Source organism: Klebsiella sp. EMBS2024, assembly GCF_036233805.1.
Lineage (GTDB): Bacteria > Pseudomonadota > Gammaproteobacteria > Enterobacterales > Enterobacteriaceae > Klebsiella > Klebsiella pneumoniae.
Window position 1 is genome coordinate 2,508,632 of record NZ_JAZARW010000001.1, and the last position, 16,020, is coordinate 2,524,651.

14 protein-coding genes and 1 pseudogene are annotated in these 16,020 nt (G+C 60.0%); 3 read left to right on the forward strand and 12 right to left on the reverse strand.

Annotated elements, in window-relative coordinates; all coding sequences use genetic code 11:
- Window positions 1-9: 9 nt before the first annotated feature.
- From pflB to tdcA, 5 genes are all read right to left on the reverse strand, one after another.
- On the reverse strand, window positions 10-2,304 hold the full coding sequence (gene pflB / locus VZP09_RS11535; protein ID WP_021312747.1) for a formate C-acetyltransferase: 2,295 nt from the start codon (window positions 2,302-2,304) through the stop codon (window positions 10-12).
- 28 nt (window positions 2,305-2,332) lie between these two features.
- Complete coding sequence (tdcD, locus tag VZP09_RS11540; RefSeq protein ID WP_032438240.1) at window positions 2,333-3,541, reverse strand: propionate kinase; 1,209 nt, start codon at window positions 3,539-3,541, stop codon at window positions 2,333-2,335.
- 27 nt (window positions 3,542-3,568) lie between these two features.
- Window positions 3,569-4,900 (reverse strand): threonine/serine transporter TdcC, encoded by a 1,332-nt coding sequence (tdcC, locus tag VZP09_RS11545; protein ID WP_004145486.1) that lies wholly within the window; start codon window positions 4,898-4,900, stop codon window positions 3,569-3,571.
- 25 nt (window positions 4,901-4,925) lie between these two features.
- Window positions 4,926-5,915, reverse strand: coding sequence for a bifunctional threonine ammonia-lyase/L-serine ammonia-lyase TdcB (gene tdcB / locus VZP09_RS11550; protein WP_002910762.1), 990 nt, complete (start codon window positions 5,913-5,915; stop codon window positions 4,926-4,928).
- A 93-nt stretch (window positions 5,916-6,008) separates the two neighbouring features.
- On the reverse strand, window positions 6,009-6,950 hold the full coding sequence (gene tdcA / locus VZP09_RS11555; RefSeq protein WP_002910764.1) for a transcriptional regulator TdcA: 942 nt from the start codon (window positions 6,948-6,950) through the stop codon (window positions 6,009-6,011).
- 176 nt (window positions 6,951-7,126) lie between these two features.
- Here tdcA and VZP09_RS11560 point away from each other — a divergent pair, with 176 nt between their 5' ends.
- Window positions 7,127-7,270 (forward strand): hypothetical protein, encoded by a 144-nt coding sequence (locus VZP09_RS11560; RefSeq protein ID WP_004219597.1) that lies wholly within the window; start codon window positions 7,127-7,129, stop codon window positions 7,268-7,270.
- Window positions 7,271-7,567: 297 nt separating this feature from the next.
- On the forward strand, window positions 7,568-7,690 hold the full coding sequence (locus VZP09_RS11565) for a nitrilotriacetate monooxygenase (RefSeq protein ID WP_004145488.1): 123 nt from the start codon (window positions 7,568-7,570) through the stop codon (window positions 7,688-7,690).
- 37 nt (window positions 7,691-7,727) lie between these two features.
- Here VZP09_RS11565 and VZP09_RS11570 read toward each other — a convergent pair whose 3' ends face one another.
- From VZP09_RS11570 to VZP09_RS11600, 7 genes and pseudogenes are all read right to left on the reverse strand, one after another.
- Window positions 7,728-8,528, reverse strand: a complete 801-nt coding sequence (locus VZP09_RS11570; RefSeq protein WP_016531139.1) for a phosphate/phosphite/phosphonate ABC transporter substrate-binding protein — start codon at window positions 8,526-8,528, stop codon at window positions 7,728-7,730.
- Complete coding sequence (locus VZP09_RS11575) at window positions 8,521-9,507, reverse strand: fatty acid desaturase (protein ID WP_032415179.1); 987 nt, start codon at window positions 9,505-9,507, stop codon at window positions 8,521-8,523. The genes VZP09_RS11570 and VZP09_RS11575 overlap by 8 nt, the downstream gene beginning before the upstream one ends.
- Window positions 9,508-9,945: 438 nt before the next feature.
- Window positions 9,946-10,689, reverse strand: coding sequence for a proteasome-type protease (locus VZP09_RS11580; RefSeq protein ID WP_328795151.1), 744 nt, complete (start codon window positions 10,687-10,689; stop codon window positions 9,946-9,948).
- Between the two features lie 16 nt (window positions 10,690-10,705).
- On the reverse strand, window positions 10,706-11,521 hold the full coding sequence (locus VZP09_RS11585) for a transglutaminase family protein (protein ID WP_004145495.1): 816 nt from the start codon (window positions 11,519-11,521) through the stop codon (window positions 10,706-10,708).
- Entirely contained in the window at window positions 11,518-12,447 is a 930-nt protein-coding gene (locus VZP09_RS11590) for an alpha-E domain-containing protein (RefSeq protein WP_004184646.1), read from the reverse strand. Before VZP09_RS11590 ends, VZP09_RS11585 begins: the two co-directional genes overlap by 4 nt.
- Window positions 12,441-13,880 carry a circularly permuted type 2 ATP-grasp protein gene (locus VZP09_RS11595; protein WP_004180417.1) on the reverse strand — a complete coding sequence of 480 codons (1,440 nt, stop codon included), beginning with the start codon at window positions 13,878-13,880 and terminating at the stop codon, window positions 12,441-12,443. The genes VZP09_RS11590 and VZP09_RS11595 overlap by 7 nt, the downstream gene beginning before the upstream one ends.
- Before the next feature lie 71 nt (window positions 13,881-13,951).
- A pseudogene (locus VZP09_RS11600) lies at window positions 13,952-14,080 on the reverse strand (biopolymer transporter TonB); the annotation flags it as partial.
- Between the two features lie 184 nt (window positions 14,081-14,264).
- On the opposite strand from VZP09_RS11600, the gene VZP09_RS11605 reads away from it, so the two are divergent.
- Window positions 14,265-16,010 (forward strand): alpha,alpha-trehalase, encoded by a 1,746-nt coding sequence (locus tag VZP09_RS11605; protein WP_032438235.1) that lies wholly within the window; start codon window positions 14,265-14,267, stop codon window positions 16,008-16,010.
- Window positions 16,011-16,020: the final 10 nt, after the last annotated feature.

A 16,020-nucleotide genomic window follows, 5' to 3' on the forward strand; every position in this document is an offset into this window, starting at 1 on the left:
GGTGGCCGCTCAGAGTTGACTGGTGAACGTTCGGGAGATCACATCCTGCTGCTGTTCGCGGGTCAGCGCGTTAAAGCGGACCGCATAGCCGGAGACGCGGATCGTCAGATTCGGATACTGCTCCGGGTGTTCTATCGCATCGAGCAGCTTTTCCCGGTTCAGCACATTGACGTTGAGATGCTGTCCCCCCTCCACCGTCTCCTCGTGGTGGAAGTAGCCGTCCAGCAGGCCCACCAGGTTGTTTTCCTGCGCTGACGGGGCTTTGCCGAGCGCCGCCGGCACGATGGAGAAGGTATACGAGATGCCATCTTTGGCGTAGGTAAACGGCAGTTTCGCCACCGAGGTCAGCGACGCCACCGCCCCTTTCCGGTCGCGGCCATGCATCGGATTGGCCCCCGGAGCGAACGGCGTCCCCGCCCGACGTCCGTCCGGGGTGTTGCCGGTTTTCTGGCCGTATACCACGTTGGAGGTGATGGTCAGGATCGACTGGGTCGGCACCGCCTGACGCCAGGTGGGGAGCGCCTGAATTTTGCGCATAAAGCGCTCCACCAGGTCGCAGGCGATGGCATCGACCCGATCGTCGTTGTTGCCGTACTGCGGATAGTCGCCTTCAATGACAAAGTCCACCGCCAGCCCGTGGTGATCGCGCACCGGCTTCACCCGGGCGTACTTTATCGCCGACAACGAATCCGCCGCCACCGACAGGCCGGCGATGCCGCAGGCCATCGTGCGGTAGACGTCGCGGTCGTGCAGGGCCATCAGCGCCGCCTCGTAGCTGTACTTATCATGCATGCAATGGATGATGTTCAGCGCGCTGATGTACTGCACCGCCAGCCAGTCCATAAAGTGGTCGAGGCTGGCCATCACGGTGCCGTAGTCCAGCACCTCATCGCGCAACGGTGCGGTTTTCGGCCCCACCTGAATCTTCAGTTTCTCATCCACCCCGCCGTTAATCGCGTAGAGCAGCGTTTTGGCGAGATTGGCGCGGGCGCCGAAGAACTGCATCTGCTTGCCGATCACCATCGGGCTGACGCAGCAGGCGATGGCGTAGTCGTCGCTGTGAAAATCGCTGCGCATCAGATCGTCGTTCTCATACTGCAGCGACGAGGTGGCGATAGAGACCCGGGCGGCATATTTTTTAAACGCCGCCGGCAGCGCTTGCGACCAGAGCACGGTCAGGTTCGGCTCCGGCGCCGGGCCCATCGTGTGCAGAGTATGCAGATAGCGGAAGGTGGTTTTGCTGACCAGGGTGCGACCATCCAGCCCCATGCCGCCCAGCACCTCCGTCGCCCAGATGGGATCCCCGGAGAACAGCGAATCAAATTCCGGGGTGCGCAGGAAACGCACCATGCGGATCTTCATGATGAAGTGATCAATGAGCTCCTGGGCCTGCTCCTCATTCAATAAACCGGCGCGCAGATCGCGTTCGATATAGATGTCGAGGAAGGTGGCCGTGCGCCCCAGCGACATGGCGCCGCCGTTCTGCGACTTCACCGCCGCCAGGTAGGCGAAGTAGAGCCACTGCACCGCCTCCCGGGCAGTGCGCGCCGGGTGGGCGATATCGCAGCCGTAGCGGGCCGCCATCTCCTGCATCTGCAGCAGCGCGCGCCGCTGTTCGGCCAGCTCCTCGCGCAGGCGCAGGGTGGCCTCCAGCGCCTCGCCGCGCTCAAGGGCCGGCTGCAGGTCGGCAAACTGCAGCTCACGTTCGCGGACCAGGTAGCGAATGCCGTACAGCGCCACGCGGCGGTAATCGCCGATGATCCGTCCGCGGCCATAGCCGTCCGGTAGCCCGGTCAGCACCCCGGATTTGCGGCAGCGCAGCATATCCGGGGAATAGACGTCAAAAACGCCCTGATTGTGGGTCTTACGCAGCGCCGTAAACTGATACTCAAAGTCAGGATCCATTTCACGACCATAGGCCTCGAAGGCGCTTTTGATCATCTTGATGCCGCCAAAAGGATGCAGGGCGCGCTTCAGCGGCTGGTCCGTTTGCAGGCCGACGATCTTTTCCAGCGGCTGGTTGATATAGCCCGCCGCGTGGGCGGTGATGGAGGTGGCGACATTGGTGTCGAAATCCACCGGCGCATGGGTGGCGTTCTCGACGCGGATCCCGGCCATCACCTGCTCCCAGAGGGCGGTGGTCGCTGGCGTCGCGTCGGCGAGGAAAGACTCATCGCCCTCGTAAGGGGTGTAGTTATGCTGAATAAAGTCGCGAACGTCGATCTGCGTTTGCCACGCCGTACCGCGAAAGCCCAGCCAGGCGTCGGCGTATCGTACATCCTGGGTATCGATATCTACTTTCATGAACATCGTCTCTCTACAGAATAAAAAGTCAGGCCAGCGCCGCCGCGGTGTGGATCCGGCCTAAGCGGATCGCATCGAGGGCAATCATGCGCTCTTCATTGGTAGGAATAACCGCGCAGCGCACCCGGCTGCCGTCGGCGGAGATCAGGCGCTCGCCGGCCGAATTGGGCTGCTGATTGCGGGCGGCGTCCATCGCAAGGCCAAAGACCGCCAGCCGCTCGCTCACCAGTCGACGGATCAGCACCGAGTTCTCGCCAATCCCGCCGGTGAAAATAATGCCGTCGAGACGCTGCAGCGCCGCGGCGTGGCCGGCAATATGGCGGGCGATACGATGGACAAAGGTTTTAATCGCCAGGCGGGCGCGGGCATGGCCCTCATGCCACGCCTGCTCCAGCACCCGCAGGTCGGAGGAAAGACCGGAGATCCCCAGCAGGCCGGAGGCGGTGTTGGCTACCCGCTCCAGGTCGCTGAGGGTCTGCCGGGTTTCCCCGGCAATCCACGCCATGGCGCCGAAGTCGACATCACCGCTGCGGGTGCCCATCATCAGCCCCTCCAGCGGCGTCATCCCCATCGAGGTGTCCACGCTGCGGCCGTTACGCACCGAGCAGATCGAGGCGCCATTGCCCAGGTGGGCGATCACCAGGCCGCTCTCCTGCTCCGGCAACCCGAGCAGCGCCAGGGCGCGCTGGGACACATAGCGGTGCGAGGTGCCGTGGAAACCGTAGCGGCGTACCCCGAGATTCTGGTAATACTCCCACGGCAGACCATAGAGAAAAGCTTCCGGGGCCAGGGTCTGGTGAAAGCTGGTATCAAAGACCGCCACCTGCATCACCTCCGGGAACAGCCGCTGCGCCGAGGCGATGCCGCTGAGACTGGCGTAGTTATGCAGCGGGGCCAGGGACGATACCTGGCGAATGTTATTGATAACCTCCTCGCTAATAATGACCGACTCGGTGAACAGGTCGCCGCCGTGGGCGACGCGGTGGCCAATCAGGGCCACGCTGTCGATGAGGTCGCGTTGGGCTAATGCTCCGGCAATCGCCTGCAGGGCGCCTTCGTAGCCGCGCTGCGCCAGCGCCACCGGCTCGCCGCCGTTGAGCGAGAGAGACGCCCGTTCCGCGTTGATGCCCTCGGCCACGCCGTTGAGCAGGCAGTCGCAGCTTGCGGCGTCCAGGACGGAAAATTTGATCGACGACGAGCCGCAGTTAATCACCAGTACTACAGGAAATTCAGTCATGTTGTACTCCGCGTGGCCTGAGCCGGATTAGAACAGTTTGTAAGCAATGTTGAGGATGGTCAGCAGACCGATAGCGGTCACAAAGAGGTTGTCGAGACGGCCACGGTATTTGGCCAGCGAAGGCGCTTTACGAATGGCGTACATCGGCAGCAGGCACAGCAGCGAGGCGATAATCGGCGCGCCCATGGCCTCAATCAGGTCGAGGATATTGGGGTTGGCATACGCCACCACCCAGGTCGATCCCATGATGAACACCATGCTCAGGGTATTGAGCTTGCCGCTGGAGACCCGGGTTTTATCCCCTTTATAGCCGAAGCGCAGGATCAGACCGTTCAGCCCCTCGAGCGTGCCGAGATAGTGGCCGAAAAACGATTTGAAGATGGCCACCAGGGCGATGATCGACGCGCCATACTCCAGCAGGGTGGCAAAGGTGGATTTGGTGCCCGACATCGAGGCAAAGTGGTTCGCCAGATAGGAGAGCACCGGGATATTCTGCGCCTTGGCGTCCGCCATGTTCTGCGGTGAGAGGGTAAACAGGCAGCTGAAAGCGAAGAACATCACCACCGCCACCATCAGCATGCTGGCCCGGGAGATGATTTGTGAGCATTTGCGTTCGGTATACTCGCGGCCAAACTGCGCTTCATACTCTTCGCGTTTGGAGACCACAAACGAGGAGACGATCGGCGAGAAGTTGAAGGAGAACACCATGATGGAGATGCCCAGCCATACCGTCACCAGAATGCCGTCGTGACCGGTTAAGGCGATATCGCTGAGGTTGACCTGGTCAATCACCGCGCTATTCCAGTAGGGGATCAGGGACAGGGAGATCACCACCAGGCTGGCGATAAACGGCCACACCAGATAGCTCATCACCTTGACCATCAGGTCTTTACCAAACCAGATGACAAACGCCATCAGCAGCAGCAGGAGCAGCGCCACCACCCCGCGGTTGAGAGCCGGCATCTGCAGCTGGTTCTCCCAGAAAGTCATAAAGGTATTGGTGATCGTGACGCCATAAATCCACAGCAGTGGGCAGATGGCGAAGAAGTACAGAAAGGTGATCACCACCCCGCCGGTTTTGCCAAAATGCTCTTCCACCGTTTCGGTGATATTGCCGGAGGGGTTAGCCCCCGACAGGCATAGCCGGGCCAGCGCCCGATGGCAATAAAAGGCGATGGGATAGGCCAGCACCAGCATCACCAGGATCGGGATCAGCCCGCCGAAGCCGGCGCGGATCGGGAAAAACAGCACCCCGGCGCCGATAGCGGTGCCAAACAGGCCCAGGGTCCAGGTGGTGTCAGATTTACGCCAGGACGAAAGGCTTGTCTGGCTGGATGCAATGCTCTCAGTCGTACTCATATCCTGTCCTCACTTATGTATTGAATTAAGCGTCAACAAAACCGGTAATTTGCGATACCCGGGAGAGATCGATATTGCCCCCGGAAATCAGGCTGACCGTTTTGCGGTTCTGGATATAGCTGTCGAGTTTGCCGCTTAATAACGCGGCGCAGGCCAACGCCCCGGCCCCTTCGGTGATCACTTTATTGCGCTGAATTAAGGCGACCATGCTCTGACGAATGTCGTCCTCACTCACCAGGACGATGTCATCCACCAGCTGGCGGGCGATTTCATAGGTCAGTTTCCCTGGCCGGGCGACATCGCAACCATCGGCTAAGGTGCCGGCGTGGCGATGGCTGGTGATCTCCCCGGCATACCAGGAGGCGGCCATCCCGTGAACATTTTCTGACTGCACGCCGATAATGCGGATTGTCGGGTTAATGGATTTAATCGCAATCGCGATGCCGGCAATTAAGCCGCCGCCGCCAATGGGCACGATGACATTATCCACGTCATACAGATCTTCTAATATTTCGAGTCCAATAGTCCCCTGCCCGGCGATAACCTGCGGGTCGTCATAGGGGGGAATAAAAATGCGGCCCTCAAGTTCAACAATATCGCTGGCTTTGGCGAGGGTATCGTTAAAGTTATCGCCATGTAGCACCACTTCCGCCGAATAATCACAGGTGGCGGCAACTTTCGATTTCGGCGCCCCTTTCGGCATCACCACTTTCCCGTCAATGCCGAGCATGGCGCAGGAGAGCGAGACGCCCTGGGCGTGGTTGCCCGCTGAGCAGGCCACCACCCCTTTGCGTTTTTCCGCCGCGGTTAAACCGCACAGTTTATTAAAGGCGCCGCGAATTTTAAATGAACCCGTGCGCTGCATATTTTCGAATTTAAGAAATATTTCGCCCTGGCAGCGCTCGCTAAAATAATTCGAACGGGGCATGCCTGTTTTATATATTTTTCCCGCGAGGCGTTGTTTCGCTTCGAGAATATCGTCAATAGATACCGGAAGATCGTAGGTAATATGCATTATGGCCTCTGTATCTGAATATAAAGTCAATGACCGGGCGTCATCCTGCTGATAACAGCGAGGACGTGTGTTGGATTATTTAACGACTTTCAGTTACGCAATAATTTGTAATGGCTGCCAGTGGCGGTTGCCCTGCCCCGAGGAATAGTGTTTCGCCATCTCCACCAGCGACGCCGCGGCGGTTTTTAACCGGTAATTTTTCGACCATACCGCCGCATAGCGCGCCACCGGCAAGGCCTCTTTAATGGGGATGGTGACAAACTGGCTCGAGCCAAACGGCGTGGTCATGTCGCAGGGGATCACCGTCAGAAAATCGGCATTGAGCACCAGGTTATAGATCGTCACCACCGAATCGGTATTAACGATATTTTCACGGCGGATACCGCTGCGCTGCAGGGTGGTCAGCAGTTCGCTGTAGTAGCCCATATTGGTCTCCGGCAGCACCCACTGCTCGTGCTGGAGCGAGGCCAGGCGGACGGTGCCGTTGCCGATCCGCGCCCGGTTCGCCACCAGCACAAACTCAGACTCAAACAGCGGCTCGACGTGCAGGTCCTGCAGTTTCATCTCATCGCTCAGCGTCCCGATGGCGAAGTCGAGGCGCCCGTCGCGGATTGCCGGCAAAAAGGCGGAGAGCTGCGCCTCATACATCGAGACCCGCGCCTTGGGGAAAGTCATTTTAAACTGATGCACCATCTCCGACATAAAGGTAAACCCGACCAGCGAAGGGAAACCAAAGGAGACATCCACCACCGCGCTGTTGGTCAGAGCATTCATTTCATTGACCATATTTTTCATTTCACGGGTGATCGCTTCTGACCAGTTGAGAAATACCTGCCCGGCCTCGGTGAGCGAGACGCCGGTATTTCGCCGGACGATTAATTCGCTGCCAAAATAACTCTCCATGTCGCCAATAATTTTACTGACCGCCGGCTGAGTGAGTCCTAACGCTTTTGCTCCGGCCCCGATTGACCCGCTGCGGATCACTTCCTGGAAAACTACCAGATGCTGTGTTTTAGGCAGAGAAAAAGTATTCATCGCGTCTCACTTTCATTCCTTTGTTGACGGCGGAAAGTGTAACAAATCGCAATTGCCGGGTTATGTGAGAGCTCTCACAAAGGCTCCGCCGCGGCGGATAAGCAGGATCCACGAGCCAGAATAAGTAAAGTAAAATCAATATATTAAAAGCATCATGACCGCTATTTGCGCGCCTTTTGCCGTGGCCGAATGCGGGGATAAAAATAATTGATGGCGATAACATCGACGGCGAAATGGCGATAAAAAATACGCCTTTTGTACGTTATTCGACCCGCGCTATCAGGGTGAGAAGAAAGCCGAAAATTAAATTAATGCTGTAAAGAATAAAAAGCAGACGTAATAAACGCCATTATTTAACGACAAGCCGGTCGGGCATCACATTTTATCCCCGGCGGTTGGGGAAAATGCACGGTCATTATTTACACCAAAGAAACATTAAATTCACAATTTTTCTTTTGGGTCGCGATAGGCAGCGATCTTTTTTCCGCCATAGCACAGTTGGTCATACTTTGATTAAAATCAACCCTGGTAATTTATCTTTTACGACGGCCATTGGAGAGTCATTTGTGTTGCCGATCACAAATCCATAAAACAACGACCCGGCCTATCGTGAAGAGATGATCCCGCGGCTGCGCCAGCAGCTTAACGAGCAGCTGATGAGCGACCAGCTGGCTGTCGACCTGCTCTCTTCCTATCTGCGAATGGATCTCAGCGCCCAGCCGTGGGACCAGCCGCTATAGCCCGCCCCGGCGCAGATCGCTGGCCCGGGCATTTCGCCTATAGCTGGCTGACCCCCAGCGCCGCGGCCTCATCCCGCCACGCCAGCAGCGGCGCATAGGCCTCCCGCGACATATCGCTATAGCCGCAGATCAGCAAGGCGTCGCACAGGGAACGATAGCGATCATCGCTTACCAGCTGCTGGAGCGCCTCGCGCAGGCTATTCAGCGTTGCCGCTGGGGTGACGCCGGCGGTGATCAGCGGCAGCCCTGGCGCGGCCGGGCTCCAGCCGATCGCCACCAGGCCAGCCAGAGCCTGCGGCTGATAGCGCTGCAGCAGCGCGTAGGTCACGCAGTCGATGGCGGCGATATCGGCGTTTTCCTGCTGCAGTTCGCGCAGCGACTGCCGATGGCTGCCGCTGAACATCACCGCTGAAAAAAAACGCCCCTCCCGGGAGAGCGGCGCGACCATTTTACGCAGTACGTTGTAGCCGGACTGCGAGTGCTCGGCATTGCACACCGCCCGACGGCCCAAAAAGTCCCCCAGCATCCGGTGGCTATCCGCTTCGCGGACCACCAGCAGGCTGCGATAGCGGCGCCCTTCGCAACCGGGCGCAGCGTAGTGGAAGCAGCCCACCGTCTGCACCTCCGGCAATTGGGTCACCAGCGGGTAGCCACAGGTCTGGCTCAGCAACAGCGTCGGCTGGCGCCAGTGAGCCAGCAGATCCCCGGGGTCAGCCGCCGGAGGGTCCCCCGCCACCATCACGCCGCGTTCGGCCAACAGCGACTGCACCGCCTGCCACAGGGCCTGGGTCTGTTGACGGTGGATGGCATACATCGGAAAGGTCATGCGTTCAGCCATGTTCTCCTCCCGCCTGCGCCTGCTCGCCAAAGCCCGGATGGGCGTTCACCGCCACCGCCCGGCGGCTAAAATGGCGTCGCCACTCGCCGTACCCGCGCACCAGGAACCCCTGATTACGCTGCAGATACGCCGCCTGGCGATGCAGATACAGTTGACGTAAAGCGTACCAGGGGACCCCTGGCAGATCATGATGCACCGCATGGTAGTTGAGATTGAGGAACAGCGCCCGCCAGGGGAGCCCGGCCTCGTTGATCACCGAGCGGGCCAGCGGGTCATCCGCGGCGCGGTGTTCGAGAAAAGAGCGTACTTTGGTCAGGGCCAGCGCCGGGTAGCTCACCGCCAGCACAAACCACAGCGGAGAAAAACCCTGCGCCGCCATCCAGGTCAGCAGGCCCGTCAGCAGCAACAGATGCAGACTCCACATGGCGATAGCGCGGCGGTCGCCCTCGTGGAAAGCCCACAGCGCGCTGTTCAGGGTGTGAATAATATCCATCATCGGCGCCAGCAGCAGACGCCCCCAGAAGGTGTTGCGCAGGTGGATAAGGCGGCGCTGCCAGGCTGAGAAGCGCTGCCAGCTTTCCGCCGTTACGTAGTACGATTCGGGGTCATCCTCAGGGTGCGTCAGCAGATGGTTGCGATGGTGCGCCAGGTGGCTGTCGCGGTAGACGCCATAGGGATACCAGACCGCCAGCGGCAGCGTCCCCAACAGCTGGTTAAACCATGCCAGCCGGGTGGGATGCCCATGGATCAGCTCATGCTGTAAGGACATATACCAGGCGGTAAACCAGATCAACAGCAGCGTGGCCGGAAACAGTCCCAGCGTCCGCCAGCCCGCCACGCAGGCAAACCAGCCGCCGTAAACCGTCACAATCAGCAGCCAGGTCGGCAGCTCGCTGCGCCACAGCCAGCTGCGCGCCAGCTGGCGGATCAGGATGCGCTGTTGGTCATCCACATAGACAGCCGTCTTCTTTTCCGCCACTTCCGATACCTTGCCGTGTTGCCTCATTCCCTCCGAAGATGTGAGATAACACGTTAAATAACAAAGTATTTAATTGACTTAGCTTTGCCAAAAAGCGCGTTTGTGTTCAACAGGGCAAAGAGAATACCGTCCATGGCGCAACAGGTTGGCGGTGTTTAAACAGGTCCATCGCCCGGCGGCGCTGCGCTTGCCGGGCCTACGGGATAACCCCTCCCCGGGCCATCCAGGCCGGTGCAGTCGCAGCGCCGCCGGACAAGGACAGCGGCGTCGCTTTTGTGCCGGGCGGCGGCGACACCTTGCCCGGCCTACAATCCGTGCGGCCTGTCGTTAATTTATTTACCGCTGTTGCTGAAATTTTACCGCCAGGTCGAGGATACTAAAGGACTCCAGCGCCTTACCCGCCTTCGCGCCGACGATACCGGCGGAGCGTCACAGCGACTACTCCTCTTCCCGCTCCACTGGCGTCCAGGTCGGCAGAGTCTGGAAGGTGTGCAACAGCCCTTCGGACCACGCCTTGCGAATGCGGTTGAAGTAGGGATCGCTGTCGGTGATGCGATGCTGCCCGGCGCTGAAGCTGCCGCTGCGGTAGAGCAGCGTATCCAGCGGCAGGCCGACGGACAGATTACTGCGCAGCGTCGAATCAATGGAGATCAACGCGCAGCACATCGCCTGCTCCAGCGGCGTGTCGATGGTCAGCACCCGATCGATGATCGGTTTGCCGTATTTGCTTTCGCCAATCTGGAAATAAGGCGTGTCGCGGGTGGCTTCAATAAAGTTGCCCTCCGGATAAATATGGAACAGACGATGAGTTTCGCCGGCGATCTGGCCGCCAAGCAGCAGGTTGCAGTTGAAGTTGGTGTTACTGCAGGTCTGCTGGTTGCTGCTGTCGCGCTGGATCACCTCCAGCAGCGTTTTACCGATCAGCATCGCGGCGTCGTAGAGGGAAGTGACCTGCATCAGATTCGGCTCCTGCTGGGTACGGATGCGCGCGCTGAGCAGGCTTATCACGCTCTGGGTGGTGGCCAGATTGCCGGCGGATTGCAGCACCAGCACCCGTTCCCCCTCCTGATGGAAAACGTGCAGCTTTTTAAAAGTGGCAATATGGTCGACGCCCGCATTGGTGCGGGAGTCGGAAGCAAACACCAGTCCATCCGCCAGGCACATGGCCACACAGTAGGTCATTGCGGTTATTCCCGTATTATTGCTGCTGCGCCTGCTGGCTGTGTTCGCGCACTTCAGCGTTAGTTAACATAATCTCCCCGCCGCCGCCCAGCCGGGTGCCCCGTACCGGGCAGGCGTCGAGATAATCCAGCCCGGTCGCCAGCCGTAAATGCTGATTCAGGCGACGGGTATTATTGGTGATATCAAACGACAGCCAGCGGCCGTCGAGCCAGACTTCCGCCCAGGCGTGCATCGCCACATGCTGGGCGTTATTGCTGTAGACATAGCCGCTGACGTAGCGCGCCGGGATCTCCAGCGCGCGGCAGCAGGCGAGAAAAACATGGGTATGATCCTGGCACACCCCCTTCGCGCGGGCGAAGGCGTCGGCGGCGGAGTCCTGCACCTGGGTCGCGCCGGGGGAGTATGGCATTCTTAACAGCAGATCCGCCATCAGTTGATTCAGACTCTCTTCCGCCGCATCGGGACGATAGAGGCGCTGGGCAAACTCACGGATCGCCGTATCGGCGCGGGTTAGCGGCGTACAGCGCAGAAAAACCAGCGGCGACAGCAGCTCGGCCTCTTCATCACGCGTCTCCTCCCCTTCGTCGGCGATATCGACAATCCCGCTGGCGCGGATGGTGATCTCCTTGTGCGGGTTATCCAGCGTCAGCACATGCAGCACATTGCCCCAGCCGTCGGTAGTGGTCACCGCCGCGCCGTCCGGCAGGGTCAGCGTCCAGGCGGTGATCGTCTGCCGGGCGGTACTGCGTGGCGTCAGGCGCAGATACTGGGTGGAAAACTTCACTTCTTCATCGTAGCCATAGCGGGTGAGATGATCGATGACCAGTTTCATAAGGCCTCCAGGTAGGTTTGTCTGATGCTGTCGGACAGCGCGTTAATTCTCGCCAGCAGCCCGTTAAGGGTGGTCTGCAGGTCCGCCTGCGCCAGGTCGTCACGGGTGCTGAAGCGCAGGTCAACGTTGAGCTGATGGGCGAGGCGCAGCGGTTGATAGGAGCGGTCGTTGGCGATCTTCTCCAGCTCGCCCACCAGGTCGGCAATGCTGGCGCGCAGCGAACGCGGAATATCGTTGCGCAGGATCAGCAGCTCCATCACCGTTTCGCGACTGACCGGCTGGCGGTAGAGGCTGTTGTAGGCTTCGCGGGCGCTGACCGCATTGAGCAGGGTATCCAGCCGGTAGTATTCCCGCACCGGATCCGGGTCGTTGGTCAGCTGTTGATCCTTAATCAGCAGCAGCTGGGTGGTGGCGAAGGCGCGCTCAATCAGGGTGCCGATACCGATAAAGCTCAGCGCGTCGTTGCGCAGCAGCGTGCCTATCACCGCTCCGCGAAACAGATGCACCCGCTCTTTCACCCACTCAAAAAAGCCGTCGCTCCCCAGCTCGCCCAGCCCCTGCTGGCGCAGGCTTCGCAGCTCAATGCGGGTGGCATTGATGCTCTCCCACACTTCGGCCGACAGACTGCCGCGCACGGCGTGCGCATTGTTCCACGCCATCTCCACGCAGCTGTAAATACTGCAGGGGTTGTTGCCATCAAGGGCAAAAAAGTTGAGCAGATTGCTCATGGTAAAGCGGGCATGGCGCGCCTGAAACAACTCGTGGGTCATCGACAAATTCAGCGGCAGAGCCAGATCCCGCGACTGCTGGCTGTGACGGGGGATCATCGATAATTTCCAGGTCACGTCCAGCACCCGGGCGTAGCTCTCCGCCCGCTCGAGATAGCGGGCCATCCAGAACAGTTCACTCGCCGTACGACTTAGCATGATGCGTCATCCTCCATCACCCAGGTATCCTTGGTTCCGCCGCCCTGCGACGAGTTGACCACCAGCGACCCTTCGGTGAGGGCCACGCGGGTCAGGCCACCGGGCACCAGCCGCATCTCCTGCCCGGACAGCACGTAGGGGCGTAAATCGATATGTCGCGGCGACAGCCCTTCATCAACGAAGGTGGGGCAGGTCGACAGCGCGAGGGTGTCCTGGGCGATATAGTTGGCCGGATTGGCCAGCAGGCGCTGGCGGAAGGCCTCCCGCTCCTCTTTGGTGGAACGCGGGCCGACCAGCATGCCGTAGCCCCCGGCGCCATGGACCTCCTTGACCACCATCAGCTCGAGATTGCTCAGCACGTAGCGCAGGTCCTCCGCTTTCCGGCACTGCCAGGTGGGGATATTGCTGAGGATCGGTTGTTCGCCGAGGTAAAAGCGGATCATCTCCGGGACGTACGGATAGATTGATTTGTCGTCAGCCACCCCGGTGCCGATGGCGTTGGCCAGCACTACGCCGCCGGCGCGATAGACGGACAGCAGCCCCGGGACGCCGAGCATCGAATCGGCGCGGAAGGCCAGCGGGTCGAGCCAGGCGTCGTCGATGCGGCGATAAATCACATCCACCCGCCGCGGCCCCTCGGTGGTGCGCATATACACCGCGCCGTTTTTAATAAACAGATCGGCGCTCTCCACCAGCTCGACCCCCATCTGCTGCGCCAGGAAGCTGTGCTCGAAGTAGGCGCTGTTGAAGCGACCCGGGGTCATCACCACGACGCAGGGATCATCCACCAGCGAGCTTTCGCGCAGGGTCTGCAGGAGGTAGCTTGGGTAGCGCTCCACCGGCGCAATGTGATGCTGCTCGAACATCTCCGGATAGAGGCGCATCATCATCTTACGGTTTTCGAGCATGTAGGAGACGCCGGACGGCGTGCGCAGATTATCCTCCAGCACGTAGTACTGACCGTCGTTATTGCGCACCATATCGACGCCGGTGATATGGGCATAGGTATTGTTTGGCAGGTTGATGCCCTGCATGCACGGCTGATACTGCTCGTTGGCCAGCACCTGCTCGGCCGGGATCAGCCCTGCGCGCAGGATATTCTGCTCATGATAGATGTCATAGAGGAAGGCGTTCAGCGCTTTCACCCGCTGGCGTATGCCGCGGTCAATGCGCTGCCACTCCCCGGCGGGTATGATCCGCGGCACGCTGTCAAACGGGATCAGCCGCTCGGTTCCCTCATCCTCGCCGTACACGTTAAAGGTGATGCCGATACGGTGAAAAAGCAGTTCCGCTTGCGCTTTTTTCTGCCGGATAGAGAATTGATCGGTGTTGCGAAACCATTGCCACCAGGCATTATAGTGCGGCCGCTGTTCACCCTGCGCGGTCAGCATCTCGTCATAATAATGCCCGTCAGGTAGCGTAATTTTAATCATGGCTATCCCCTCCGGTTGTACTCACTTTGTGGTAATCCCGATAAGAGATAAGCATTAATTATGCCAGGTCCTCTGCCGCCGCGGCGTTGTGCAAATCGGTTCAGCCCCGCCGTCTGGTTGTGCAAAAAATCGCCAAAACAGCCGCCCGCGCCCGGCGGCGGCTGCACCGTCGTGAGGCAGGGCGACGTTTTTTGCGCCATCGTGGACGCCAGCGCCCTCAGCCAGGCGGCCCAGCCCGCGGCGGTCTCAGGAGACCTGGCAGGTAAATCCTCTGTTTTCGCGCAAAATGTTACCCCTGACACGCGCAGCGGCAGATATTCGTCTAAGGTTTTTGGATGGCCAAACGTCGTGGCCCGCAGTCGATAATGATAAGGAGAACTCCCCATGACGAGTACTGATGCACGTCGTCCCGCTGCTTTGCCCTGTTCCCTGCGCCTGGCGATCGGCGGCGCTCTGATCGCCCTGATGAGCCTGAACGCTCAGGCGGAAGACGGCAAAACCGCGCCGCCCCCCTCGCCGGATATTCTGCTGGGCCCGCTGTTCAATGATGTCCAGAGCGCGAAACTGTTTTCTGATCAGAAAACGTTCGCTGACGCCATTCCGAACAGCGATCCGCTGATGATCCTTGCCGATTACCGGATGCAAAAAAACCAGGCCAGCTTCGACCTGCGCCACTTCGTCGAACTGAACTTCACGCTGCCGAAAGAGAACGACACCTATGTGCCGCCCAAAGGGCAAACTCTGCGTCAACATATCGATGGCCTGTGGCCGGTCCTGACCCGCAGCACCGTCGAGGTGGAAAAATGGGACTCGCTGCTGCCGCTGCCTAAGCCCTACGTGGTGCCCGGAGGACGTTTCCGCGAAGTCTATTACTGGGACAGCTATTTCACCATGCTGGGTCTTGCCGAAAGCGGTCACTGGGATAAAGTCGAGGATATGGTCGCCAACTTCGCCGCAGAAATTGACGCCTGGGGCCATATCCCCAACGGCAACCGCACCTATTATCTCAGCCGTTCGCAGCCCCCCTTCTTCTCCTTTATGGTGAGCCTGCTGGCGACGCACGATGGCGACCAGGTGCTGAAAACCTACCAGCCGCAGCTGGAGAAAGAGTATCGCTACTGGATGGCCGGAGCGGACGCGCTGGCTCCCGGCAGCGCCGACAAACGGGCGGTGCGGATGGCGGACGGCGCGCTGCTCAACCGCTACTGGGACGATAACGACACCCCGCGTCCCGAGTCCTGGCTTGACGACGTCAAAACCGCCAAAAGCAACCCGAATCGTCCGGCAACCGAGATCTATCGCGACCTGCGCTCCGCCGCCGCCTCCGGCTGGGATTTCAGCTCCCGCTGGATGGACAATCCGCAGCAGCTCGCCACCATTCGCACCACCTCGATTGTCCCGGTCGATCTCAATGCCCTGATGTTCCATCTGGAGAAAACCCTCGCCCGCGCCAGCAAGGCATCCGGGGACAGCGCTGGCGCTACGCAGTACGATGCGCTGGCTAACGCCCGCCAGCAGGCCATCGAGAAATACCTGTGGAATGATAAAGAGGGATGGTACGCCGACTACGATCTGAAAACCCACAAGGTGCGCAATCAACTGACCGCGGCGGCGCTGTTCCCGCTGTACGTCAATGCCGCGTCACGCGAGCGGGCGACGAAAGTGGCCGCCGCCGCCGAGTCGCGCCTGCTTAAACCCGGCGGGCTGACCACCACCACCGTCAACAGCGGCCAGCAGTGGGACGCCCCCAACGGCTGGGCGCCGCTGCAGTGGGTGGCGGTCGAGGGGCTGCAAAACTATGGTCAGCAGAAGATCGCCATGGAGGTCACCTGGCGCTTCCTGACCAACGTGCAGCATACCTATGACAGTAAGCAAAAGCTGGTGGAGAAGTATGACGTGAGCTCGACCGGCACCGGCGGCGGCGGCGGGGAATATCCGCTGCAGGACGGCTTTGGCTGGACCAACGGCGTCACTCTGAAGATGTTGGATCTGATCTGCCCGCAGGAGAAACCCTGCGATGCGCTGCCCGCTACCCGTCCGGCGACAACCCCTTCACCGCAGGACAAACCTGTTGCGGCGCCCGCGGCTAACGACCCCGCCCCTGCGGAACCGCAAAAGACCGGCTCCTGACGCTTCGCCG